At 33.3% G+C, this 26,518-nt stretch carries 19 protein-coding genes and 3 tRNA genes; 8 read left to right on the top strand and 14 right to left on the bottom strand.

All coding sequences use genetic code 11. The features are described 5' to 3' along the window. Nucleotides 1–5,735: BspA family leucine-rich repeat surface protein (locus HB672_RS11125; protein WP_167612436.1), on the top strand; the 5,735-nt coding region annotated here is incomplete at its 5' end. 157 nt (nt 5,736–5,892) lie between these two features. On the opposite strand, the gene HB672_RS11120 is transcribed toward HB672_RS11125, so the two are convergent. The 3 genes from HB672_RS11120 to HB672_RS11110 all read right to left on the bottom strand — a co-directional run bounded on the left by HB672_RS11120 (nt 5,893) and on the right by HB672_RS11110 (nt 9,222). Beyond that, a complete protein-coding gene (locus HB672_RS11120; RefSeq protein WP_167612433.1) occupies nt 5,893–6,225 on the bottom strand; it encodes a TraR/DksA C4-type zinc finger protein in 333 nt (110 codons plus the stop codon). Further along, nucleotides 6,218–6,589: a hypothetical protein gene (locus HB672_RS11115; protein ID WP_167612430.1), complete on the bottom strand. Its 372-nt coding sequence runs from the start codon at nt 6,587–6,589 to the stop codon at nt 6,218–6,220. The genes HB672_RS11120 and HB672_RS11115 overlap by 8 nt, the downstream gene beginning before the upstream one ends. A gap of 80 nt (nt 6,590–6,669) precedes the next feature. Then, complete coding sequence (locus tag HB672_RS11110; protein WP_167769596.1) at nt 6,670–9,222, bottom strand: ATP-dependent Clp protease ATP-binding subunit; 2,553 nt, start codon at nt 9,220–9,222, stop codon at nt 6,670–6,672. A 261-nt stretch (nt 9,223–9,483) separates the two neighbouring features. Here HB672_RS11110 and gyrA point away from each other — a divergent pair, with 261 nt between their 5' ends. Both gyrA and HB672_RS11100 read left to right on the top strand, forming a co-directional pair. Then, a complete protein-coding gene (gyrA, locus tag HB672_RS11105) occupies nt 9,484–12,036 on the top strand; it encodes a DNA gyrase subunit A (protein ID WP_167612427.1) in 2,553 nt (850 codons plus the stop codon). Between the two features lie 28 nt (nt 12,037–12,064). After that, on the top strand, nt 12,065–13,339 hold the full coding sequence (locus HB672_RS11100) for a tetratricopeptide repeat protein (protein ID WP_167612424.1): 1,275 nt from the start codon (nt 12,065–12,067) through the stop codon (nt 13,337–13,339). Nucleotides 13,340–13,395: 56 nt separating this feature from the next. On the opposite strand, the gene HB672_RS11095 is transcribed toward HB672_RS11100, so the two are convergent. Then, on the bottom strand, nt 13,396–14,145 hold the full coding sequence (locus HB672_RS11095) for a C40 family peptidase (RefSeq protein ID WP_167612421.1): 750 nt from the start codon (nt 14,143–14,145) through the stop codon (nt 13,396–13,398). Nucleotides 14,146–14,153: 8 nt separating this feature from the next. Next, nucleotides 14,154–15,332, bottom strand: coding sequence for an acetyl-CoA C-acyltransferase (locus tag HB672_RS11090; protein ID WP_167612418.1), 1,179 nt, complete (start codon nt 15,330–15,332; stop codon nt 14,154–14,156). A gap of 128 nt (nt 15,333–15,460) precedes the next feature. On the opposite strand from HB672_RS11090, the gene HB672_RS11085 reads away from it, so the two are divergent. The 4 genes from HB672_RS11085 (at nt 15,461) to HB672_RS11070 (ending at nt 17,879) form a co-directional block, all read left to right on the top strand. Continuing rightward, complete coding sequence (locus HB672_RS11085; RefSeq protein ID WP_167612415.1) at nt 15,461–17,509, top strand: HDIG domain-containing metalloprotein; 2,049 nt, start codon at nt 15,461–15,463, stop codon at nt 17,507–17,509. A 106-nt stretch (nt 17,510–17,615) separates the two neighbouring features. Continuing rightward, nucleotides 17,616–17,700 (top strand) — tRNA-Ser (locus HB672_RS11080). Between the two features lie 21 nt (nt 17,701–17,721). Continuing rightward, nucleotides 17,722–17,796, top strand: a tRNA-Pro gene (locus tag HB672_RS11075). A 9-nt stretch (nt 17,797–17,805) separates the two neighbouring features. Next, nucleotides 17,806–17,879: transfer RNA gene (locus HB672_RS11070), tRNA-Arg, on the top strand. A 61-nt stretch (nt 17,880–17,940) separates the two neighbouring features. Here the strand turns inward: HB672_RS11070 and HB672_RS11065 are convergent. Further along, nucleotides 17,941–18,996 (bottom strand): hypothetical protein, encoded by a 1,056-nt coding sequence (locus HB672_RS11065; RefSeq protein WP_167612412.1) that lies wholly within the window; start codon nt 18,994–18,996, stop codon nt 17,941–17,943. Nucleotides 18,997–19,041: 45 nt separating this feature from the next. Between HB672_RS11065 and HB672_RS11060 the strand changes: the two genes are divergently transcribed. Continuing rightward, on the top strand, nt 19,042–19,782 hold the full coding sequence (locus HB672_RS11060; RefSeq protein WP_208864210.1) for a hypothetical protein: 741 nt from the start codon (nt 19,042–19,044) through the stop codon (nt 19,780–19,782). Nucleotides 19,783–19,794: 12 nt separating this feature from the next. On the opposite strand, the gene HB672_RS11055 is transcribed toward HB672_RS11060, so the two are convergent. The 8 genes from HB672_RS11055 to tsaD form a co-directional block, all read right to left on the bottom strand. Beyond that, on the bottom strand, nt 19,795–20,448 hold the full coding sequence (locus HB672_RS11055; protein WP_167612409.1) for an HAD family phosphatase: 654 nt from the start codon (nt 20,446–20,448) through the stop codon (nt 19,795–19,797). Between the two features lie 173 nt (nt 20,449–20,621). Next, a complete protein-coding gene (locus HB672_RS11050; RefSeq protein ID WP_167612406.1) occupies nt 20,622–21,803 on the bottom strand; it encodes a class I SAM-dependent methyltransferase in 1,182 nt (393 codons plus the stop codon). A 7-nt stretch (nt 21,804–21,810) separates the two neighbouring features. Next, a complete protein-coding gene (locus tag HB672_RS11045) occupies nt 21,811–22,899 on the bottom strand; it encodes an AI-2E family transporter (protein WP_167612403.1) in 1,089 nt (362 codons plus the stop codon). Between the two features lie 21 nt (nt 22,900–22,920). Next, nucleotides 22,921–23,421: a TrmH family RNA methyltransferase gene (locus tag HB672_RS11040; protein ID WP_167612399.1), complete on the bottom strand. Its 501-nt coding sequence runs from the start codon at nt 23,419–23,421 to the stop codon at nt 22,921–22,923. A gap of 227 nt (nt 23,422–23,648) precedes the next feature. Further along, entirely contained in the window at nt 23,649–24,296 is a 648-nt protein-coding gene (locus HB672_RS11035) for a DUF4159 domain-containing protein (protein ID WP_167612396.1), read from the bottom strand. A 1-nt stretch (nt 24,297) separates the two neighbouring features. Then, nucleotides 24,298–25,002 (bottom strand): 16S rRNA (uracil(1498)-N(3))-methyltransferase, encoded by a 705-nt coding sequence (locus HB672_RS11030; RefSeq protein WP_167612393.1) that lies wholly within the window; start codon nt 25,000–25,002, stop codon nt 24,298–24,300. Between the two features lie 20 nt (nt 25,003–25,022). Further along, nucleotides 25,023–25,475, bottom strand: a complete 453-nt coding sequence (locus HB672_RS11025; RefSeq protein WP_167612390.1) for a hypothetical protein — start codon at nt 25,473–25,475, stop codon at nt 25,023–25,025. Nucleotides 25,476–25,479: 4 nt separating this feature from the next. After that, nucleotides 25,480–26,502 (bottom strand): tRNA (adenosine(37)-N6)-threonylcarbamoyltransferase complex transferase subunit TsaD, encoded by a 1,023-nt coding sequence (gene tsaD / locus HB672_RS11020; protein ID WP_167612387.1) that lies wholly within the window; start codon nt 26,500–26,502, stop codon nt 25,480–25,482. Nucleotides 26,503–26,518 lie beyond the last annotated feature (16 nt).

The raw sequence follows: 26,518 nt of genomic DNA, 5'->3' as shown, positions 1-26,518 counted from the left end.
GTGGTAACGAGTATGACTTCAAACAAGAATTTAGTGGAGAAGATAATACTGCACCAGAATTAATTGGAACAATTCCAAGTGATATGAGTGATTTAGATGCTTGTATTGATTCTTACGAAGGACCATCAGAGCAAGAGATTGCTGCATTATTCCATGAAGAATGTGGTTTATCAGTAGTGAAAACTACTCATAGAACTGGATCTAATTGTGGAAACGGATGGATTAACTCATTCGAGTACACAGTATCTGATGCTTGTGGTAACTCTTACCCAACATTCAAAATTATCTACCAAGGTAGCGATCAATCGGCGCCAGTTTGGGGTCAAGAAGTTCATGATAAAAAAACTATTCAACTATTTACTGAAGACGGAGCAGATTGCCCATCAGACGCAACAACATCATTGAGTGTTGGTGATAAGTTAAACATAAATTCAACGTTTAGTGTTGCTGGTACTCAACAAGAGTTTTATGCTGCACTTTACCAAGAAATATTTAATGCACCACTTCTTTATGATAACTGTACTGCAACTAACGATATAGTTATAGAAGTTGCTAATGTTACTAAATCTGGTGGAGGATGCTATGCAGAATTATCAATTGATTTTGTAGCGCACGATCTTTGTGGTAATACCTCAAGTATTTACACAAAATATTTTACAATTTCTGATAATACAGCACCAGTAATTGCTGCTGCACCACAAGATATTTCAGTGCAATGTATTGAAGATGTTCCAGCAATGATTAGTTTAGATTGGACAGATAACTGCCAAATAGGTGGATCCATCCAAGGAGTAGACGGTGAATTAGTTGGAGGTGAATGTGGTGGAACTATCACAAGAACTTGGAATGTAAAAGATGCATGTGGTAATGAGGCTATTACTAGAACTCAAATTATTACAGTTAAGGACACTATCATTCCTGTTTTAGAAGCAGCTCCTCAAGATATTACTGTACAGTGCATTGAAGATGTACCAGCAATGATAAGTTTAGCATGGACAGACAATTGTGACGCTGGAGGAAGTGTTGAAGGAGTTGATACAGATTTGGTAGGCGGCGAATGCGGAGGAACTATTACTAGAACATGGAATATAAAAGATACATGTGGAAATGAAGCAGTTACTAGAACACAAGTTATTACTGTAAACGATACAACTAAACCTGTAATAACGTTTACACCAGCTGATGTTACTATTGAATGTGATGAATCTACGGATCCTTCTAATACTGGAGGAACTGCAACAGCTACTGATAATTGTGCTACACCAACTGTTACTTTTAATGATGAAGAATCAACTAATAACGGTGGAGGAGAAGAAACGTTGCTATTTGAAGATTTCGAAGACGTTACAATTACTTATACACCATCTATTGCTGATGATATTGATGAATTAGGTACAAGTGATTATTTTGGACGAGTAAACAATGTAGATTTACCTTCTAGTATAAATTATTCAAATGTTCAAGGTAATTCATTCTATACAGCACATGATACCGATGGTACAAGTAGTGGTAATATAGATAACCTTCAGTTAAACTGGACAGGAATTGATATTACTGATGTTTCAAACCTAAAATTAGCTATCAAATTGGCCGAAGATGATTCTTCGGATGGGGCTGAAGATTGGGACACCACGTCTAGTGTTAAATTGCAAGTTCAAATTGATGGAGGTGGCTATAATTCAATTTTAGCTGTAGAATCTGAACTTGGTACAGATGGTAATGAAACCAACGAAAAGCCTAGACTTGATACTGACTTTAATGGTGTTGGCGATGGAACGGAAATTACTGATGCATTTGCAGAATTCATCTCTAATATTTCAGGAACTGGGACATCATTAGATATTCGTATTACTATTGTCTTTTTAGATAGTGGTGATGAAGATATCGCTATTGACGATGTAAAGTTAACTGGAGAAAGAGCTGCATCTTTATGTACAGATAAAGTTATTACACGTACATGGAAAGCGACAGATGATTGTGGAAACACCATTACATCTGTTCAAAAAATAACAGTTAAAGATACTACAGCACCTGTATTGGCTGCTGCACCTGTAAATGTTTCAGTACAATGCATAGAAGATGTACCTGCTATGATAAGTCTTGGATATACAGATAACTGTGATGCAGACGGTACAGTAGAAGGTGTAGATAGCGCCTTAGAAGGTACTGACTGTAATGGTACAATTACCAGAACATGGAATATTACTGATGCTTGTGGAAATGTTGCAGAAACAAGAACACAGATTATAACTATTAAGGACAGTACAAATCCAACAGCGAGTAATCCAGCAGATATCAATGTAGAATGTGAAGCAGATGTACCAACTCCAGATGTTACAGTAGTAACGGACGAGGATGATAACTGTAGCACACCAACAGTAACGTGGGTTAAAGATGAGAGTGATAATGGCAGTTGCCCAGAGACAATTACAAGAACGTACAAAGTAGAAGACGCTTGTGGAAATAGTATAGAAGTACAGCAGAAGATCATTATCAAAGATGAAACACCACCTACGTTAGTTGTTCCACAAGATATAACAGTACAGTGTAATGCTGTACCGCCACCACCATCAGTATCAAGTTTAAAAGCTCAAGCTACAGATAACTGTGATGATGATGTTCAAGTCATTTATCAAGGTGAAACTGAACCTGAAAGCTTAGGGTGTGCTAATAGTTATAAATTCAAGAGATATTGGAGAGCTATTGACGCTTGTGGAAATATAACTAATAAGGAACAAGAAATAACTGTTATAGATACTACTAAGCCAGTTCTTGCTTCTGCACCAAAAGCGGTAACAGTATCTTGTTTAGCTGATGTGCCAACAATGGTTAGTTTAGGCTGGACAGATAACTGTGATACAGGTGGAAGTGTAGAAGGCGTAGATGGCGACCTAGTAGGCGATGCATGTAATGGTACAATTACTAGAACATGGAATATTACAGATGCTTGTGGAAATGTTGCAGAAACAAGAACACAGATTATTACTATTAAGGATAGTATAAATCCAACAGCGAGTAATCCAGCAGATATCAATGTAGAATGTGAAGCAGATGTACCAACTCCAGATGTTACAGTAGTAACAGATGAGGATGATAACTGTAGCACACCAACAGTAACGTGGGTTAAAGATGAGAGTGATAATGGCAGTTGCCCAGAGACAATTACAAGAACCTACAAAGTAGAAGATGCTTGTGGTAATAGCATTGAAGTGACTCAAAAGATTATCATTAAGGATGTTACTAAGCCAATATTGGCTTCTGCACCAAAAGCAGTAATAGTATCTTGTTTAGCAGATGTGCCAGATATGATAAGTCTTGGATATACAGATAACTGTGATGCAGACGGTACAGTAGAAGGTGTAGATAGCGCCTTAGAAGGTACTGACTGTAATGGTACAATTACCAGAACATGGAATATTACTGATGCTTGTGGAAATGTTGCAGAAACAAGAACACAGATTATAACTATTAAGGACAGTACAAATCCAACAGCGAGTAATCCAGCAGATATCAATGTAGAATGTGAAGCAGATGTACCAACTCCAGATGTTACAGTAGTAACAGATGAGGATGATAACTGTAGCACACCAACGGTAACGTGGGTAAAAGATGAGAGTGATAATGGCAGTTGCCCAGAGACAATTACAAGAACATACAAAGTAGAAGACGCTTGTGGTAACAGTATTGAGGTGACTCAAAAGATTATCATTAAAGATGAGACAAAACCTGTGATAGTAAATTGTCCAGATGATGTTGATTTTGGAGAAGTTACCGAAACACCAACATTTGCTGAAGTAGCAGATATTACAGCTACAGATAATTGTGATACAGATCCTCTTGTTACTTTTGTAGGAGATACAGATGATAGTACTTATGTACCAGGGACACCTAGTGGTAATGCACCAGGTTCTATATACAAGTTTACCTGTCAAACTCCAGGGACACCAGATTTTGACTTTATAACCTTTGTTTGGGATGGTACAACTACAGTTGTAGGTACTTCAGGGCCTCAAGCTAATTATACACCAGTTGTAAATAATATGGGTACATATACGCTAACGTTTGAAGAGGGTATAGACAACCCTAATACAAACCCTGTGGAATCATTAAATGATTGGGTATTACGCTTAAATGGGCAATTAATTGCTTTAAAGAACTCGCAGAATAATGATGAGTTCCCTGATTGTGATGCGAATTGGATTGAAACCGATTATTTAGAAAACACACTTAATTGCAAAATTTTACGTGTAGATTGTATAGGTGATGCAGCAGGACCAGGTGTGACTAATTATATGAAAATTAGAAGCTTTAAAGCTACTGACGATTGTGGTAATGAAAGTGACCTATGTACAGTGGTATATAAATGGAGTATTGCTGATAGTGATGAAGCTGCATTTATTACGACTTGGCGCACAACTAGTAATAATGAGTCTATAACGATACCAACTAATGGTAGTTATACATACAATTATCATGTAGATTGGGGAGATGGTAGTACACCAACTAACGAAACTGGAGATGCCACACATACGTATACAACTCCTGGAGATTATCAAGTAAAGATTACTGGTGTTTTCCAAGCGATTTATTTTTATAATAGCACTCCAGCTAACAGAAGCAAAATAATTAGTATTGATAATTGGGGCGATATTGAGTGGATATCAATGTTTAGAGCATTTAGAGATTGTGAAAATTTAGATGTTTTAGCAACAGATATTCCTGATTTATCTAACACCACTGATATGACAGATATGTTTGGGTCTACTGCATTAATTGGTAATGCTTCATTTAAGTATTGGGATGTGAGTTCAATTACAAAAATGGGAGGAGTATTTAGAAACACTAAATTTAACCAAGATATTAGTGGTTGGGATGTTAGCTCAGTAACCGAAATATATAGTTTGTTTGCTATAAACGAATTTTTTAATCAAGATATTAGTGGTTGGGATGTCAGTTCAGTTGAAAATATGGGACTTATGTTTTTTAATGCTAAAGCATTCAATCAAGATATTAGTGGTTGGGATGTCAGTTCAGTTAAAAATATGCACTGGATGTTTATTGATGCTGTTTCATTTAATCAAGATATAGGGAATTGGGATGTGAGTCAAGTTGAAAATATGCAGTATATGTTTCGAGGCGCTATTTCATTTGATCAAGATTTAGGTTCTTGGGAAATTAGTTCGTTAACTAATGCAGAACTTATGTTTGGTGGAGTAACCTTATCTACAGCTAACTATGATAACCTACTACAAGGTTGGGCTACAGATAGTAGTGGTATAGCTGGTGATGGTATTGATGATGTACCAACTGGTATTACCTTTAGTGGAGGCAATAGCATGTATTGTGCTGGTGAAACAGCAAGAAATACCTTGTTAGCAGCACCTTATAATTGGACCATCACCGATGGTGGTTTAGATGGCAGCTGCCCACCACCACCTTCAGTTAATGATGGAGATAAAGGTACAAGTGATGCTACAATGCTAGATTTTAAAGCATACCCAGTACCATTTAACCAAGATGTGACTTTAAGTTATAATTTTGAGTTTGATACAGAAGTAACTGTAGAGGTTTACGATACTAAAGGTTTATTAGTATTGTCCAAAAAAGTAGCTTACAAAGCTGACGTAGATGCTACAATGCCATTGCGCATCAACGGCGCAGACCAGATGTACTATGTAAAATTAATTACTAATAATGGTACTGTAACTAAGAAGATATTAGCTTCTAAACTATAGTAAATGTTTTAGATAAGTAATTATCATAAATTCAAAAGGAGTCATGAAAATGACTCCTTTTTTTATGCGTCATTACGAGGAGCGTAGTGACGAAGTAATCTGTTAATTAGGAATTATGCATTATAAGATTGCTTCGCTTTGCTCGCAATGACGTAAATTATCTAGCACAATTCACACAATACCTTGCATGCGGCATAAGTAATATTCTACCAATAGGAATTTGGTTATGGCATTTAAAACACAACCCAAAGTCAACATCATTAATATTAGATAAAGCAACATTAAGATTTTTAAGTTTTTGTTCAGCTTGTTTTAAAGCAGCTTCATTAACAGACTTGTTGTTAATTGCATCCATTCTAGAAATTCGTCCAATAGCATTTTCGGGTGCAATAGGTTTAGTAAGTTCTTTGTAATGTAGAATTGAAGCTTCTGTTTTAGAGATTTCTTCGACTATTTTTTCCTCTACATGATTTAAATCTTCTTTATTCATCAGGAATCAAAGATTTAACCCATTCTATTGCGTCATTTAAATCTGTAAATATCTCAAAAGGTTTCTTTAAAAACAATTTTTCTACTTCAGCATTTCCTTTTGATAAAGGAGCTTCGGCTACTACAGCCATTCCTGCTAAATTTTTAACTTTTGAAGTTTGTAAATAAATAGAAGGGTCTACCGAGTAGGAGTTTATTCTATGTGTAATGTATACAAACGGCTTATCTTTAAAATAGTCGTTTACAATTTCTTCTAATACTCTGTTCTTATCTGGTGTTAAATGAAAACCTTCATTAATACGTGAAATAACGTAATTACTATAGATATCAATAGTACAGAAAGGGTATTTTAGGGATTTTAGCATAACTAAAGTTACTTAAAAAATAATAAAAAAAAACTCCACTTTAAGAAAAGTAAGTGGAGTTTTTTTATAATAAGTTATATCTAAGATTCAGTAGGTTTTTCTGAATGCTTAATTTTTACTGTCAATTCGGTAGCGTCTTTTTCGTAATCCATAGTAATCACATCCCCTTCATGAATTTTAGACACGATTATTTCTTCAGCTAGAGCATCTTCTATATATTTCTGTATTGCACGCTTTAAAGGTCGAGCACCATACTGTTGGTCAAATCCTTTATCTGCGATAAATATTTTTGCTTTTTTAGTTAGCTTAAGAGTGTAACCAAGTTCCTTAATTCTTGCTAGAAGCTTTTCTAGTTCGATATCGATAATTTTATTAATGTCTTCTCTTTCAAGAACATTAAATACAACAACATCATCAATTCTATTCAAAAACTCTGGTGCAAAAGCCTTTTTTAAAGCATTTTCAATAATACCTTTTGCATGTGAACCTGCTTGAGATTTTTGTGCCGAAGTACCAAAACCAACACCTGTACCAAAATCTTTAAGCTTTCTGGCACCAATGTTTGATGTCATAATAATAATGGTATTACTAAAATCGATTTTTCTTCCTAAACTATCTGTTAAGAAGCCATCATCTAATACTTGTAATAACATATTAAAAACATCTGGATGCGCTTTTTCTATTTCATCAAGCAACACCACTGCATAAGGTTTGCGTCTTACTTTTTCGGTTAACTGCCCACCTTCTTCATAACCAACATAGCCTGGAGGTGCTCCAATTAAACGAGAAATGGCAAACTTTTCCATATACTCGCTCATGTCCACCCGAACAAGCGCATCTTCGCTATCAAAAAGTTCACGAGCTAACACTTTGGCTAATTGGGTTTTACCGACTCCTGTTTGACCTAAAAATATAAATGAACCAATTGGCTTATTAGGATCTTTAAGTCCAGCACGATTACGCTGAATAGCCTTAACAACTTTTCCAACTGCTTCATCTTGGCCGATAACCTTACCTTTTATTAATTCAGGTAATTTTGCAAGCTTGTTACTTTCGGTTTGTGCAATTCTATTAACTGGGATTCCAGTCATCATAGAAACGACATCAGCAACATTATCTTCTGTAACAGTTTCACGATGTAACTTAGAGTCTTCTTCCCATTTCTCCTGAGCTTCAGCGAGGCTTTTTTCTAAGCGTTTCTCATCATCTCTAAGCTTGGCAGCCTCTTCATATTTTTGCTTCTTTACAACGGAGTTTTTGGTTTCCTTTACTTCCTCTAATTGTTTCTCTAACTCAATAATTTGATCAGGAACATTAATATTTGTGATGTGTACTCTAGAACCAGCTTCATCTAAAGCATCAATAGCTTTGTCTGGTAAGAAGCGTTCTGTCATGTAACGATTAGTAAGCTTCACACAAGCTTCAATAGCTTCATCTGTATATTCTACATTGTGATGTTCTTCGTATTTTCCCTTAATATTATTTAATATTTCAATGGTTTCAACAACTGTTGTTGGTTCTACGATTACTTTTTGAAAACGACGCTCTAAAGCACCGTCTTTTTCTATATATTGTCTGTATTCGTCAAGTGTTGTTGCTCCAACACATTGAATTTCTCCTCTTGCTAGAGCAGGCTTAAACATGTTTGAAGCATCTAAGCTTCCAGTTGCGCCTCCAGCACCAACGATGGTATGAATTTCGTCAATGAATAAAATGATATCATCATTTTTTTCAAGCTCATTCATAACGGCTTTCATCCGTTCTTCAAATTGCCCTCTGTATTTTGTTCCAGCAACTAAACTTGCTAAATCAAGTGTAACAACGCGTTTGTTGAATAGTATTCTTGATACTTTTTTGCTAATAATTCTATTAGCTAATCCTTCAGCAATAGCAGATTTACCAACTCCTGGTTCTCCTATTAATAATGGATTGTTCTTTTTACGTCTGCTCAATATTTGTGAGACACGCTGAATTTCTTTTTCTCGACCAACAACAGGATCTAATTTCCCTTCTTCTGCCATAGCAGTTAGGTCTCTACCAAAATTATCTAAAACAGGGGTTTTAGATTTTTTTGCACCTTTAGCTGTTGATTGGCTAAACGGATTATCTTTTGAACTTTGTTCAGCAGCATCTTCTCCTTCATCAGAAAACGATTCAGCTTTTGGAGAGTCCATAAAATCCTCATCGTTCGCAATCATATATTTAAATTGATCTTTAACGTTATCGTAGTCCACTTTAAGTTTGTTTAGTAGTTTTGTAGTTGGGTCATTTTCATTTCTTAAAATACATAGCAACAAATGTGCGGTATTAATAGATGTACTTTGAAATAACTTCGCTTCCAAAAAAGTAGTCTTTAAAGCACGTTCTGCTTGTCTTGTTAAATGTAGGTTCTTTTTTTCGTTCGATGCCGTAGTAATGTTGGGGTTAGCTGGACTTAATATTTCTACTTTTCTTCTTAAGTGATTTAAATCAATATCCAAAGCACTTAAAATGTCAATAGCTTTCCCATTTCCATCACGTAATAGACCAAGCATTAAGTGTTCAGTGCCAATAAAATCGTGGCCTAAACGCAATGCTTCTTCTTTGCTGTATGCAATTACATCTTTTACTCTTGGTGAAAAATTATCATCCATAAATTTGGTTTCTTTCTGCATTAAAAATAATAAAATCTATGTTATTAAGGCAAAAACTATACCTTAATTACAGTTTATAACAGTAAATGACAGTAAAAAGTCTATTAAATCAAAACAAATCTATGTATAGTTATTAACTAAAAACACCTAAAATATTGTTGATAAAATGTCTTAAAAAAGCCTTATATTGATAGTATTCGGACTAACAAAATTATTATATTAGCTCGATTTGAAAACCTACAAAAACTAATAATTTTATTTATGGCAGAAGGAGAAAAACTCATTCCAATAAATATTGAAGATGAAATGAAATCGGCTTACATTGATTACTCAATGTCGGTCATTGTGTCACGTGCACTACCAGATGTAAGAGATGGCCTAAAACCAGTTCATAGACGCGTACTTTATGGTATGCATGAATTAGGAGTAAGGTCAAATACAGCTCATAAAAAATCAGCTAGAATCGTTGGAGAGGTACTAGGAAAGTACCATCCACATGGTGATACATCAGTTTACGATACTATGGTGCGTATGGCCCAAGAATGGAGCTTGCGCTATATGCTTGTTGATGGACAAGGAAACTTTGGATCTATAGATGGTGACAGTCCTGCAGCAATGCGTTATACCGAAGCACGTATGCGTAAAATATCTGAGGACATGTTGGCAGATATTGACAAAGAAACAGTCGATCACAAGTTAAATTTTGATGATACCCTACAAGAACCTACAGTGTTACCAACCAGAATCCCAGGACTTCTTGTAAATGGGGCATCAGGTATTGCTGTTGGTATGGCTACAAATATGCCACCTCATAACTTAACTGAAGTTGTAGATGGCATTATTGCTTATATCGATAATAACAATATTGAGATTGACGAGCTTATTACACATGTCAAAGCACCTGACTTTCCAACAGGAGGAATTATCTATGGGTATGATGGTGTAAGGGAAGCTTTTAAAACTGGTCGAGGTAGAGTAGTAATGCGTGGAAAAGCAATAATAGAAGAAGTCCAAGGACGCGAAAGTATTATTGTGACCGAAATCCCATATCAAGTTAACAAAGCAGACATGATTAAAAAGACTGCCGACCTTGTTAATGATAAGAAATTAGAAGGGATTGCCACCATCCGTGACGAATCCGATAGAAACGGTATGCGTATTGTCTATGTTTTAAAACGTGATGCTATACCAAATATTGTTTTAAATAAGCTTTATAAATACACTGCATTGCAGTCATCATTTAGTGTTAATAATATTGCACTTGTAAATGGACGACCAGAAATGTTGAATCTTAAAGATATGATTCATCATTTTGTTGAGCATCGTCATGAAGTAGTTGTAAGAAGAACCACATACGAACTTCGTAAAGCAGAAGAGCGTGCACACATATTAGAAGGACTCATTATAGCTTCTGATAATATTGATGAAGTTATTGCATTAATTCGTTCGTCTGCAAACGCAGATGAGGCTAGGCAAAAATTAATTGATAGATTTGAGCTTACTGAAATTCAAGCAAAAGCTATTGTTGAAATGCGTTTGCGCCAGCTTACTGGTTTAGAACAAGATAAACTACGAGCTGAATACGATGCTTTAATGATAACGATAGATGATTTAAAAGATATTCTTGATAAGAAAGAGCGTCGTATGGATATCATCAAAGAAGAGCTTCTAGAAGTTCAGCAAAAATATGGTGATGAGCGTCGTTCTGTAATAGAATATGCAGGTGGGGATTTAAGTATTGAAGATATGATACCTAACGAGAAAGTGGTTATAACCATTTCTCATGCAGGATATATTAAAAGAACATCGCTTACCGAATACAAAACTCAAAATAGAGGAGGTGTTGGTCAAAAAGCATCGACCACTAGAAACGAAGATTTCCTTGAACATTTATTTGTTGGTACTAACCATCAATATATGTTGTTCTTTACCCAAAAAGGAAAATGTTTCTGGATGCGCGTTTATGAAATTCCTGAAGGAAGCAAAACATCTAAAGGTAGAGCCATTCAAAACCTTATAAATATTGAGCAAGATGATAAAGTAAAAGCCTTTATCTGTACTCAAGATTTAAAGGATGATGATTATATAAACAGCCACTATGTGATTATGGCTACTAAAAAAGGTCAAGTCAAAAAGACATCATTAGAGCAATATTCTCGTCCACGTACAAATGGAATTAATGCCATTACCATTAAAGAAGACGACGAATTATTAGAAGCAAAACTTACAACTGGTGAAAGCCAAGTGATGTTAGCTCTAAAATCTGGTAAGGCTATTCGTTTTGAAGAAGCAAAAACAAGACCTATGGGTAGAAACGCTTCAGGTGTTCGTGGCATTAGACTTCAAGACGAGAAAACAGATGAAGTTATAGGTATGATTGCTGTTAACGATATGGAAAGCGATATCCTTGTAGTTTCAGAAAATGGTTATGGAAAACGCTCTAGTTTAGAGGATTATAGAATAACTAATCGTGGAGGAAAAGGAGTTAAAACTATTTCTATTACCGAAAAAACAGGTAACTTAGTAGCAATCAAGAATGTAAGTGATGAAGATGACTTGATGATAATTAACAAATCTGGAATTGCTATTAGAATGGCTGTTCAAGATTTAAGAGTTATGGGTAGAGCCACGCAAGGAGTTAAGCTTATTAATTTAAAAGGAAGTGATTCCATTGCTGCTGTTGCTAAGGTAATGCACGATGAAGATGAGGTAGAGTTAGATGAGGAAGGCAACACAATAACTTCTGAAACAATTGATAACACTAGTCAAAATGAAGATGGCACAACTCTTGATAGTAACAAAGAAGAAGAATAAAATACAATTAACAATTAAACTATTAAAAATGAAAAAACAGGTTATATTAGCATTAGCTCTGATAATTGGTTCTTTTTCTTTTGCACAAAAGAAAGAATTAAAAACCGCAGAGAAAGCTATAAAGAGTAGCAACTTTGCAGACGCTAAAGCTGCTATTCATGCCGCAGAATCTTTAATGTCTGCAATGGATGATAAAACAAAAGCTAAATTTTATTTCCTAAAAGGTCAGGCTTTGTATGCAAATGGTACAGGAAGTAATGAAGATATTGATGGTGCTTTAGAGAGTTTTAAAATGCTTTCAGATGTTGAGAAAACAGGAAAAAAAGTATACACTCCTCAAGCAAATAATCTTAAAGAACAAATGGGCATAGCTTTAGTACAGAAAGGTACAACTGCCTATGGTAATAAAAACTTTGAACTAGCAGCTAGTGATTTTGAAAAAGCGTATAGAATATCTCCGACAGATACTATTTTCTTGTATAATGCAGCAACAGCCGCTGTAAATGGAAAAGATTATGATGCAGCTTTAAGAATTTATAAGGAATTATCAAATATAGGGTATACTGGTGTTTCTAAGCAATACCTTGCTACCGAAGTCTCAACAGGAGAAGATCAAGCTTTTCCGAATGAAGTTACTATGAATTTATCTGTAAAAGGAAAGACTCATACTAATCCACGAGTTGTCGATTCTGAATCTAAAATAGGCGAAATTGCGAAGAACATTACCTTAATATATATAAGTCAAGGTAAAAACGAGGAGGCGATAAGAGCTATTGAAGATGCAAAAAAATTAAATCCAAATGATGTCAATCTAATCTTAGCTGAAGCAGATTTATATAGACAAATGGACAATACGGAAAAATATACAGAACTTATTTCTAAAGCATTAGATTTAGATCCCAACAATGTTGCTCTAGTTTTTAATTTGGGAGTTACAGCAGCGGATAATAACGATTTTGATGAGGCAAAAAAGTATTATGATAAAGCAATTAAGATGGATCCAACCTATTCAAATGCTTATATGAACATGGCTGTGTTGATCCTAGATCAAGAGAAAGGGATTATTGATGAGATGAATAAGCTTGGAACATCTGCTGCAGATAATAAAAAGTATGATGAACTAAAAGTGAAAAGAGAGAAAGTGTATAGAGATGCAACACCATATTTGTCTAAGGTTTTAGAATTAAATCCTAAAGATATAAATGCCGCTACAACATTAATGAACTTATATAGTGCTCTTGATGATACAGAAAATTTCAAAGCAATGAAAGCTAAAGTTGAAGCTTTAAAAAATGGAAATTAATCTACTATAGATTTACTGATATAAAAAAAAGGCCGTTTATATTAAACGGCTTTTTTTTATATAATCTTTTTAATTACTCGAAGTTTATGTGTGTGAGTTTTTAACTCTGTGTTATATATACCTGTATGGTCAAGTCTATCAACTCTTACTTTTCCATGAGCATGGATAATATAGTTGTCTTTCATAATGATCCCTACATGAATAATATGGCCTTCTGTATTATCAAAAAAGGCAAGATCACCAGGTTCACTTTCTTCAATAAAGCTTAAAGCCTCTCCTTGAGTAGCTTGCTGCGATGCATCTCTTAATAATTTATACCCATTAAGTTTATAAACCATTTGCGTAAATCCTGAACAATCTATTCCTAAGGGTGTTTTGCCTCCCCATAAGTAAGGTGCATTTAAATAAAAAGAAGCCGTTTGTAATATGTTGTTTTTTGGAAGAACACCAGATGTAGTATTTCCATCGTGAGCATGCTTTAAAATTGACAGCCCATTTAGTGACGCTCCTAATGGAATAGGGATTAACTCTTTTGAAGTGTTTTCTATAAACTCTACAAGGTCTGTGGCATATATCGGTGTGCCTTGTTTTAAGCTTTTAAATTCTAACTCTGAAATCTCGACATATTGTTTATTATCAATCCAGCCTTCATATCCATCAAAATCCAAACGTATTTTACTCCATTTTTTTCGTTGCTCTAGTACTTTAAAAAAATCACCATAGAGTAGCTGAGAAACTAGCTCAGAAGCATCAGAGACTTCCAATCTTAAAGGGACTATACTCAAGCTACAAATTCCGTATTGCATCAAATATATTAATTGCGTTCTAAAACAATTGCCGAAGCACCGCCACCACCATTACAAATAGCTGCAGCTCCAATTTTGCCATTGTTTTGTTCTAATACATTCAGTAAAGTTACAATTATTCTTGCTCCAGAACATCCCAAAGGATGCCCTAAAGAAACAGCACCACCATTAACATTTACTTTATCATCTGTCAATTCAAGAAGTTTCATGTTTGCTAATCCAACAACAGCAAAAGCTTCATTGAACTCAAAATAATCCACATCACCAATATTCAATTCTGCTTTAGCAAGAGCTTTTGGCAAAGCTTTTGCAGGAGCTGTAGTAAACCATTTAGGTTCTTGAGCAGCGTCTGCATAACTTTTAATAGTTGCTAAAGGTTTTAGACCTAACTCATTGGCTTTATCCTTGCTCATTAATACCAATGCAGCAGCTCCATCATTAATTGTAGAGGCATTAGCAGCTGTAACTGTACCGTCTTTAGTAAACGCTGGACGTAAGGCAGGAATTTTTTCCATTTTTACGTTAGTATATTCTTCATCTTTATTTACAACTATTGGTTCACCTCTACGTTGTGGTACTTCAACAGGAATTATCTCATTATTAAATTTACCAGCGCCCCAAGCTGCTGCGGAACGATTATAAGATTGTATTGCAAATGCGTCTTGGTCTTCTCTTGAAAAGTTGTGCTCTGTAGCACAAGCATCTGCGCAAACTCCCATGGCATTTCCATCATAAACGTCTACCAATCCATCTTTTTGCATACCATCTTCAAAAGTTGCTGGTCCAAATTTTGTTGCAGTACGAGCGTGATAATAATGAGGGATTAAACTCATATTTTCCATTCCACCAGCAATAATAATGTCTGCATCTCCTAGAGCAATAGATTGTGCTGCTTGGATAACCGTTTTCATACCAGAAGCACAAACTTTATTAATAGTTGTGCAAGGAACAGTATCAGGGATTCCAGCGTAAATAGCTGCTTGTCTAGCTGGTGCTTGTCCGGTTCCAGCCTGAACAACATTACCCATTAGAACTTCTTCAACCATTTCTGGATTAAGCTTAATTTTATCTAAAGCTCCTTTAATTGCTATTGCCCCTAATCTTGGAGCTGGAATAGTTGATAAAGCTCCTAAAAAGCTACCAATAGGAGTTCTAACTGCTGAAACGATTACAACCTCTTTGCTCATTATAATTTTATAATTTATTTGAGTTGCGAAATTAGTCAAAATTTGGAAGAAAATAGAATGATTATGTCAATATCATACCCATGTTGCATCTTTATTTTATTACTTTTGAAATAATCTTAACTCAATTCATGAAGGATTTTATAAATAGGTTATATAAAAATCATTCCTTAATATATAAGGTCTTACTTTTTATAGCTACTTCCTTTTTAATAGTATACTTATTTCCAAAGAGCGGAAAGTTTAAGTATAGTTTTGAAAAAGGAAAGCCATGGCAATCGGAAAACTTATATGCACCTTTCGATTTTGCTATTAAAAAAGCAGAAGAAGAAATTCAGCAAGAGCGTAAAACCATCCAAGAAAATGCTTCGGTATATTTTGATATTGATAATACGGTTGCTCTACAAGTAATTAAAGATTATGAAACTCAATTTCCAAATGTATTTTCTGACTCCTTATCTAAACTGGAAAAGACATTATTATTTAATCAAGGTTTATCGGTAATAAATCAAATATATTCAAAGGGAATTCTAGACAAAGACTATGATTATTCAGATAATAGAATAGTCATCCTTTTGGAAGATAGAAACCAAATTGAAAACACAAATTATTCAAGTTTTGTTAAGCCTAACTTTAGAACCTTTGCTGAAGAAAGCATTAACGAATTAAATCTTTCTGTTGAAAACTCACAGAAATTAATGTCGTTATTTTTCGATATAGTTAAACCTAACGTTTCATTAAATAATAGTCTTACGGATAATTCTTTGCAAGAAGAATTAGATAAAATATCTTTGGTGAGAGGTCGTATTGCACAAGGCACTATTATAATATCTAAAGGTGAAGTTGTTGAAGGTGATAATTACGAAATTTTAAAATCACTTGAATCAGAGTATGAGTCGCAAATATGGAGTGAAGCTAATTATAATTGGATTTTAGCAGCTTATACTTTGTTAGTGGCCTTGACATTGTTAATGCTGCTTCTTTTTATAAGAAAATATAGGCCAGATGTATTTAAAAACAATACAAAAGTAACCTTTATCTTTTTTAATATTTTATTAATGGTATTACTAACCACTTTGGTGGTTAATTATAATTCTGCATATGTTTACATAGTTCCAATATGTATTTTACCTTTAGTTTTAAAAGCATTTTTCGATGCTCGTTTAGGTCTATTTGCACATGTTATAACAGTATTGTTGTTAGGTTTTGTAGTAACAAATAACTATGAATATATGTTCTTGCAGATTATTGCAGGAATTGTTACAATACTCACAGTTTCTGAGCTTTACAAAAGGGCTAATTTGTTTATTTCAGTAGGACAAATCACATTAATTTATTTAGTTGCTTATTTTGCTTTTTTTGTCATACATGAAGGAGGTATAGATAATTTAAAAGGAGAGACTTTTGTGCTTTTTATACTTTGTGGTTTAGCAACTTTGTTTGTACAACCTTTAATATATGCTTATGAGAAGCTATTTGGACTGGTTTCTGATGTATCGTTATTAGAACTTTCAGATACCAATTCAAAATTATTGAAAGAATTATCGAATAAGGCTCCTGGAACATTTCATCATTCTTTAAATGTTGCAAATTTAGCCGAAGCATCTGCAAATGAAATTGGAGCAAATGCTATGCTAGTACGAGTTGGTGCTTTGTATCATGATATTGGAAAAATGAAGAACCCCACTTTTTTTACCGAAAATCAAGCAACTGGAATTAACCCTCATGATGATTTAATGCCAAAGGAAAGCGCTCAAATTATTATTAACCATGTAATAGATGGTATAGAATTAGCAAAAAAGTACAAACTTCCAGATCGTGTTATAGATTTTATTAGAACACATCATGGAACTAGCTTGGTATATTATTTTTATAGTAAAGAAAAAGGAATGGATGGTGGTATAGATATTAATGATTTTAGGTATCCAGGACCTAGTCCATTTAGTAAGGAAACAGCAATATTAATGATGTGTGATAGTGTTGAAGCTGCTTCAAAAAGTATAAAGGAGCCTACATCTGCTAAAATAGATGTATTCGTTGAGAATATTATTAGTAAGCAAATAGAAAATGGTCAATTTTTGAACGCAAATATTACTTTCAAAGAAATTCAATCAATTAAAAAAGTTTTAAAGCATAAGTTGGCTAATATCTATCACTTACGTATAGAATATCCAGAATAATAATATTCCTTTAAAAAAGTAAAAAAATAGTTTGCGTTCTTTAAGATGAAAAGTTACATTTGCATCCGCATTTGAAAATAATGCAACGTTCTTATATATTAGAATAGGAGAGGTGCCAGAGTGGTTAATGGAGCAGTTTGCTAAACTGTCGACGGGTAACTGTCGCGTGGGTTCGAATCCCACTCTCTCCGCTTTTTTTAAGATAATCGTTTCGGGGTGTAGCGTAGCCCGGTTATCGCGCCGCGTTTGGGACGCGGAGGTCGCAGGTTCGAATCCTGCCACCCCGACAATTAAATGGTGGCATAGCTCAGCTGGATAGAGCACCTGCCTTCTAAGCAGGCGGTCCTAGGTTCGAATCCTAGTGCCATCACAAAAAGCCTTACTCTATTAGAGTAGGGCTTTTTTGTTTTTTAAGCTTAAAAAGAGGGTTATTACCTGAGATTCTTTATTATTTCTTTATTGAATTCTTTATCATTTTCTAGAATTTCGAAAAAACTTTGAATATACTCCCTAGCATTTTCAAATTCTCTGGCATTTTCAAATAGAGATTTATGTTTATCAATAATATCAATCATTTCGAGTTTTTTGGAAATATATTCTTGCCGAACTTGCTCTATTAAAACAGGATTTCTTTTAAACCCTCTATAAACTCTTTGTGTGACACGTGATATGTTTGATTTTTCACTAATTGTTTCAGATACAATAGAGTAACTTGTGTTTACCAACCCAGACATGTCAAAATCATATGGAATAGGAAAGATTTCTTTGTCTACATAAATTAATTTAGAATTGTGCTGTTCAAAATTTGAGAAATCTGTATTGCCAATCATATATTGAAAAAACTCAACACGAATGGAGTTTAACTCTTCTTGAGCCATTGGATGAATTGAGCGTTCAACAATTTTTCCATCAAATTGCTTTGCAATTTTTTTATCATCTTCTATTAAAAAAGCTTTTATGGAATGATTTTTTTCTTTTTTACCTACAGGTTCAGTTAATTCAAGGTTGACTAGTCTAGTGTTAAAATGGTAAGGCGACATTATTTCATAAAACTTATAAGCCAAATACTCATTCAAAACGTTGTCATTTCCATCTTTGGACAATTGACAAGGTACTACCATTTTTAATTTTTTATGACTATCAAATATGGTATTCTTATAATTCTTCTTCTTAATACTGATTTTTACAGGAACGAAGTAACAGTTGTTTCTTCTAAAGTTTCCTCGTGCCCTTAAGTCTATATTCAAAGAAGTCCAAGAACCATTATCATTTTGATAGGATAGTTTAGACGCAATATATGTACTGTCATTAGTGTCTTTTTTTAAAACTTTATTTGAATAATTAAGTTTAATTGGAAGAGTTTGTTGATTACTGAATAATTCTATTTTTGTTTCTTTACTGTTAGAATTAGAATCGTTCTGAGAAAAAACTGTTGTATATTCAAGCAAACTTATAATCAATAAAGTGCACCAAATTTGTTTTTTCATTATATTGTATGTTGTTTAACAAATATAACATTTTAAGAGGCATTTATGAATCAATATACTACTGTCGTTAATCGCAGAACTTTAATTGCCTTAGTTATTTCGTTTGCAACTTTATATGTTGCTTACAAATACAATATTAATTACAACATAGACCTCACCTTAATAAGTATTGCAATTGTTTTTCCTTTAGTGTTTACCATAAGAAGTTCTTTTAGAAGGAGGGAAAAAGCTTTGGAGCATTTAAGTCAGTTTAGAGCGGCAATAAAAACGGTAGATTACTTTTTTATGAGTTCACCAACTTTAACTGATGAAAAGAAACAAGAGATATCTAATATTTTAATTGAAATTAGTGAAAAAACAATTTCTCATTTGAATGTGAGGGACAATTATAATACTAATGATTTAGATGATGAAGTAAATAAAGTGTACTTATTTATTATTGATAATTCAGAGGTAATTCCAAAAAACTTAAAAGATAAAGTTATTAGGTTTATGAACGATTTGCATGAATCTGTAGAAAATTTGCATGCCATACACGCGCATAGAACTCCAATTAGTTTAAAAGCTTATTGCTTAATATTTATCTATATTTTTCCATTAATATACACACCAACAATTATTAATAGAATAGGATTGGATACTACTATTTGGATTACCTATTTTGTAGTGATTTTAAGTGAGTTTATTTTAATATCTCTCTACAACATTCAGGATGATATGGAGTATCCATTTGATGCTAAAGGACTAGATGATATTAATTTGAATAACTTTAAAATTAATAGATGAATGCCTTAATTATTAAAGATCTTTAATTTTATTAAACGAAATTTCTTTAAAATTTTCTATCACTTTATTAGCTGTTGAGTAATCTTGATTTTTGGAGTGTTTGCTTTTGTAGCCAATGCAATAAATATTTGCAGAATTAGCTGCTTTAATGCCGTTGGTAGAATCTTCAATAACAATACATTCATTTCTATTATAGCCCGAAGATTTTGCAGCGTTGATGAAAATTTCGGGATGTGGCTTAGACGCTTTTAAATCTGCACCACTGTGTTTAGAAACAAAATATTTATCTAAATTAAATTTTGTAAAAACATTATTGATAGTCATCATTGAAGCTGAAGATGCTAATACTAATACTAGATCGTTATTATAGTAATCTTGAATAAGGTCTTGAACACCTTCGATAAGTGATAAATCGGAATCATTTTCGAAAATATACTTAAAATATTGACGCTTTAAATTCACTAATTCTTGAGGGTGATTTTTTAAATTGAAACTTTTGCATAAGGTTTTACAGATGCTAAAAGTGGATTTTCCTGTGAAAGATTCATACAACTGGTTAGAGACATCAATACCTACAGTTTTAAACATTTCATTATATGCTTTTCTATGTAATGGCTCGGAGTTAACTATTACGCCATCCATATCAAATATTACCGCTTTTATCACTATTCTTAGTTTTCTGCGAATATATGTGTTTTTGGACGAATTATGAGAAACAATCTACTTGGTGTTAACTGAAAAATTGAACTTAACTCACTGACTAAAATGAGTGAAATTTAAATACTCAATTAAATCATCTCTCCTTAAATTTTAGTAATAATTATTTTATGAACCAATTTTTATACTTTTTCGCAGATAACTACTACTTTTTCATCATTAGCATTAGTAGTAAAAAACACATAAGTATCACCGCCATCTTTAATATTAAATTTTTTTCTAAGAAAGCTTACTGATTCAGGAAAATTTCTGACTGTGATATTTGCCTTTGTATTGCTTAGAATTCTTTTGATATTCTTTTTGTTATAAAGAAGTTCTTCGGTTATTTTAAAAACTCTACCTGGAAAATTTATAAGCACTTTTGAAGTATATAAATGTGAATGCCTATGAAGCTTACATATATCGAGTTTTTCGGCTATAGTTTTAAAACCACCAGATTTTAGTATTGCTGCATTTGGCTCATAAAGATAGGTTAGTGGTAAAGAATAATTGGCTTTTGCATTTATTTCTGATGAATATGCAAATTCAAAAGCTTCATTTTTATCACCTTTAGTATTAATAGTATTTATTTTAATCTCACCTGAATATCCTTTGCATAACACAAAAAGTAATTCTTTCACATCATTATTGACCGCCACTATATGAATAGCTTTGGTCTGTTTTAATTCTGTTATTCCAATAGATAAATCCAACATTGGCGATGCTTTTATTAGCACGTTATCAGTATGCTCAAAAAGCAAGTCAAGATGCTTAGGAATGTTTGGTAAACAATCTTTTAAATAAAACACTTTCCCTTTGCTGTCGTGCCTTCTCGAAGGATCAACATAAATCCAATCGTAGTTTTGTTTGGAGCTTTTTAAATGCTCAATTCCATCAGTATTTACGGCTTTAACATTGTCTATTCCAAATTGCTTAAAGTTATATGAGACAATTTTGGATAGTTTTTCGTCAATCTCACAATGGATAACCTCTTTGAAAGATTTCGAAAAATAAAAACAATCTATACCAAAACCACCTGTTAAGTCAATAATGGAGTTACCACTCATCAACTTAGATTTATAACCTGCTGTGATTTCAGAGGATGTTTGCTCAATATTGAGCTTATTTGGATAGTAAATATTAGGAGTGTTAAACCAAGTTGGAAGCTTTGCTTTGCATCTTTTTTTTGCTTCAATTTGTTCTGCAATCTCTTTTAGTTCAACATTTTTAAAAGAAGTTTTTTTTAGCAGTAGCGCAGCTGTATTCGAATTAATATTATTATTTATAAATTCTTGAATTACAGTATTTAAAATGTGTTTATTCAAATGAATGCTACAAATCTTTGGTAAGTTGTTTTACTATCTTATTATCAGCTAAAAACTCCTTTAAAATAACTTTTAGAGCAGTATAGGTTGGTATTGCGACAATCATGCCAACAACGCCAAATAAAATACCAGCAATAATAATCACTAGAAAAATTTCTAAGGGATGTGCCTTTGTAGCTGTCGAAAATATTTTGGGTTGACTAAAGAAATTATCTACCAACTGTCCAATAATAAAACCAATCATTACATAGGAAGTTTTTGGTAAAATTACCTCACTAAAACTTTCACCCATAAAACTTGACATGGTTAGCGTAAGCATTAAAACACCTCCAATCATAGGGCCAACATAAGGGATTAAGTTTAATAACGCACACAAAAAGGCTATAACAACAGCGTTTTTCACTCCAAATATGAGCAACACAATGGTATAAATAACAAATAGTATAAGTATTTGGAAAATCAAGCCTACAAAATAGCGAGACAATAATGTTTTAATTTTTTCGAATGATTTTTTAGACCTCGATTCTTTATTGTCTGGAACAAACACTAAAATTCCTTGCTCTAGTAACTGGCTATCTTTAAGTAAGAAAAATGCAATAAAAATTACCGAAAACAATCCAACGCTAAAACTGCCAAAGCCACTTACTACAGAGTTTAAAAAGTTGGGAATGATAGAATAATCCAGTTTCGAAAGCAAATTAGATTCTTTTAATGAACGCTCAACTTCATAACTATTAACGCCAAAGTAATCGGTTAGCTGAAAGTATAAATCTTCAACATTTCCTTGTAATTGCTCAATATTTAATAGCGATAAATTATGACTTTGCTCCACTACTAACGGTATAAACATACGTACCAGGCCAACTAACAATGCAATTAAAAGTACCATAGTGGTAACTACTGCAAACGTATTTTTAAACTTGAGTTTCGATTTTAAAAAGCGCACAATAGGCAAACCAATTAATGAAATAACTGCTGCTATAGCTATGTAAACAATTACCGATTGTATTTTATATAAAAAATAAACCAATAAAGCGACACCCACAATAATTGCCAAAGCCCTTAAAATACCGTTTGCAATAATTTTAGAATTCATTTAGTAAATATATAAAAGAGTTTACAAAAGCTGCTTGGTAATTTCATAAAGTGCAATATTTGCTGCTTGAACAACATTCATGCTGCTATTTTGCCCAAACATATCGATATGGATTACATCACCCGAAAGCTTTAATGTATCGTCTGAAACACCAAAGTTCTCATCACCAACCACTAACGCAATAGGTTTGTTTTTTGGAATTTTAAATTTATGAATTGGTTTGCTGTGACTTGTGATTTCTAAAGAAATAATATGATAGTTTTTAGATTTAAGTTTTGCAACAACGTCTAAAGCAGAAGTTTCTACTTCATAGTTCACCACCTTTTCCGTAGCCCTAGAGGTTTTGGTCATTTTACGACCTAACGGAATATGTTCACCACAAAAAATAAGTTCGCTGATACCAAAAGCATCAGCAATTCTAAATAAACTACCAAGGTTTGGCGCATTGGTAATGTTGTCACAAATTAGTGTGATTGGAAACTGTCGTTTAGTAAAATTGGTATTATAATGGTTTAATTGCAATCTTAATTAGTTTTCTTTGTTTGTTTCCCAAAGATATTTATGATGATTACCGCAATAATATGATAAATGATTTGGTGATTGGTCAAGACAATCACTAGGGCCACAAATGTAAACTCCTCCTTGAATTTCAAATGAGTTATTGATTTTTGATAGAGGCATCACAATCAAGAAAAAAGAAAATACTATAGCAGCAATTTTATATTTTAGAGGTAAAATATTCATAAGTCTTAATTCTCAAAGGCATACTTTATTATATTCGCTCCCATTTTAAGCGCTTTTTCTCTAACATCGTCTGGGTCATTGTGTATTTCTGGGTCTTCCCAACCATCTCCTAAATCACTTTCAAACGTAAAAAGCACTACCAATCTTGACTCATAAAAAATCCCTAAGGCTTGCGGACGTTTACCATCATGTTCATGTATTTTTGGCAAACCTTGTGGAAAGTCATACGCAATATTAAATATCTTGTGATTTGCTGGAACTTCAACCAAATCAGTATTTGGAAATACTTTTTTAAGTTCTTTTACAATATAGGACTGCATACCGTAATTATCGTCGATATGTAAAAAACCTCCAGAAGTTAAATAATCTCTTAAGTTTCTCGCATCATCATCATTAAAAAACACATTACCATGTCCAGTCATGTGTAAAAATGGAAACTGGAAAATATCTACACTATTGGCTTCAACAGTTTGAGGTTTAGCTTTTATCTTGGTATTAATATTCTCGTTACAAAATTCTATTAGATTTGGTAAAGCGGTTGGATTACTATACCAATCGCCACCACCACGATATTTTAATATAGCTACTTCTTGAGCAAATACTCCAAAAGCGAAAAAGCTAAAGGCAAAAACTAAAAAGAATTTTTGTTTCATGTTATTCATTGACAAAAGCGACACTATGACAAGCAACTATTGCTGCAGTTTCTGTCCGTAATCTGGTTTCTCCCAAAGTTACAGGAATAAATTGATGCTCCAAAGCCATTGCAATTTCTTTAACACTAAAATCGCCTTCTGGTCCAATTAGAATAGTAATGTCTGTATTTGGCTTTAGCTGACTTTTTAAGGATTGTTTATTTGTGTCTTCGCAATGCGCAATAAACAATTGCCCTTGGTGTTGTTGTTCTATAAAATCTGTAAAAGGGATAGCATCATTCAATTTAGGTAAATAATAGTGTAATGATTGTTTCATAGCAGATTGTAATATCTTCTCAAAACGCTCTGGTTTAATAACCTTACGTTCGCTATGGTCACAAATAATAGGAGTGATGCTGTCGATTCCAATTTCGGTTGCTTTTTCTAGAAACCATTCGTAGCGGTCGTTCATTTTTGTTGGTGCTACTGCTAAATGTACTTGATGAGATTTTGGTTCTTTATAAGTCTTTGAAACAATAGTTACCATGCAATTTTTTAAATCGGCCATTTCAATTTCCGCTTCAAATAGCCAACCATTACCATTGGTGATGTAAAGTGTATCTCCAGTTTTTTTACGTAACACCTTAGCAATATGCCTGCTTTCATCTTTTGGAAAAGTGAATTGCAAGGTGTTGTCGTTGATGTCTGGATTGTAAAATAGTTGCATGACTCAAATATACTTTGAAATTATGATTTTCTTTTGAAGTTCTTAAAAGGGCTAATGCTAAGATTGATAATAAATAATAATTGTGCAATTATAACAAATAAGAATAGTAATGTTAAAAACAGGTTTTCATCAGATAAATCATCAATTAATGGAAAATTAGTATTTGGTGGCTTCAACTTAAATAGTTTTAAGCCTAAAAAATATACTGGAACGCTACCAATTGTAATTAGTACATGAAGTTTAGTTAATATTCTAATTAAAAATATTTTGGTTTCATAAAAAGCCCAATAAATGAAACCTATAAACCCATAAAGAGCAAATAACAGTTTGACTATATGAGAATTAGCAATAACAAAATAGGTGTCATGTATGTTTATATCAATTGCATCATCAGAATTTGACCAATAAAGCCAAAGTAGCAGAAAGAATAAACATGTAATCCAAAAATATTGATGTGCCTTAAATTTAAACATAAATCTATATCTTCAACCTTGCAGAAGCCGTAATATCTTGTTCTGCAAAATCTTCTTCTAGATATTTTAAATACCCAACAATAGCTATCATAGCAGCATTATCTGTGGTGAATTCAAACTTTGGCACATAGGTTTTCCAACCAAATTTTTGCTCACCATCTTTTAATGCCTTTCTTATACCAGAGTTCGCAGATACTCCACCACCAATGGCTATTTGATTAATTCCAGTTTGTTTTGTAGCTACCTTTAATTTGTCAATTAAAATACCAATAATGGTGTATTGTATTGAAGCACAAATATCATTTAGGTTCTCCTTTATAAAATCTGGATTCTTCTTTGATTCACGTTGAATAAAATAGAGTATGGCAGTTTTTAGTCCTGAAAAACTAAAATTTAATCCGTCTACTTTAGGCTTTGTAAACTTAAAAGCTTTTGGATTACCTAGTTGTGCACGCTTATCTATTTCTGGTCCCGCAGGATATCCTAAGCCTAATATCTTACCGCTTTTGTCATATGCTTCACCAACAGCATCATCAATTGTTTCTCCAATAACGTCCATGTTAAAATAGTTATTCACTTTTACTATTTGGGTATGTCCTCCAGAAATTGTCATTGCTAAAAAAGGGAATTCTGGTTTTTCAAACCCTTCTTCGTCAATAAAATGTGCCAAAATATGTGCTTGCATGTGGTTAACATCAATTAGCGGAATATTTAATCCGTAAGCAAACGATTTTGCAAAAGAAGTTCCAACCAGTAAAGAACCCATTAATCCTGGGCCTCTTGTAAACGCAATGGCATTAAGTTGTTCTTTTGTAATTCCAGCTTTTTCAAGAGCTTGATGTACTACAGGAACGATGTTTTGTTGGTGCGCTCTAGAAGCTAATTCGGGTACTACACCACCATATTCTTCATGAATTTTTTGGTTGGCAACAACATTGCTTAAAATGCTTCCGTTGTGTATAACAGAAGCGGCTGTATCGTCGCATGAAGACTCTATACCTAATATGTAAATATTTTGTGATGTCATTAAGAAGTTTTAGGCA

The sequence above is a fragment of the Gaetbulibacter sp. S0825 genome (assembly GCF_011777505.1).
In the GTDB taxonomy this organism is placed as follows: Bacteria; Bacteroidota; Bacteroidia; order Flavobacteriales; family Flavobacteriaceae; genus Pontimicrobium.
The sequence above is the reverse complement of the archived record's forward strand: the minus strand, read 5'-3'. Positions and strand labels throughout refer to the sequence as shown.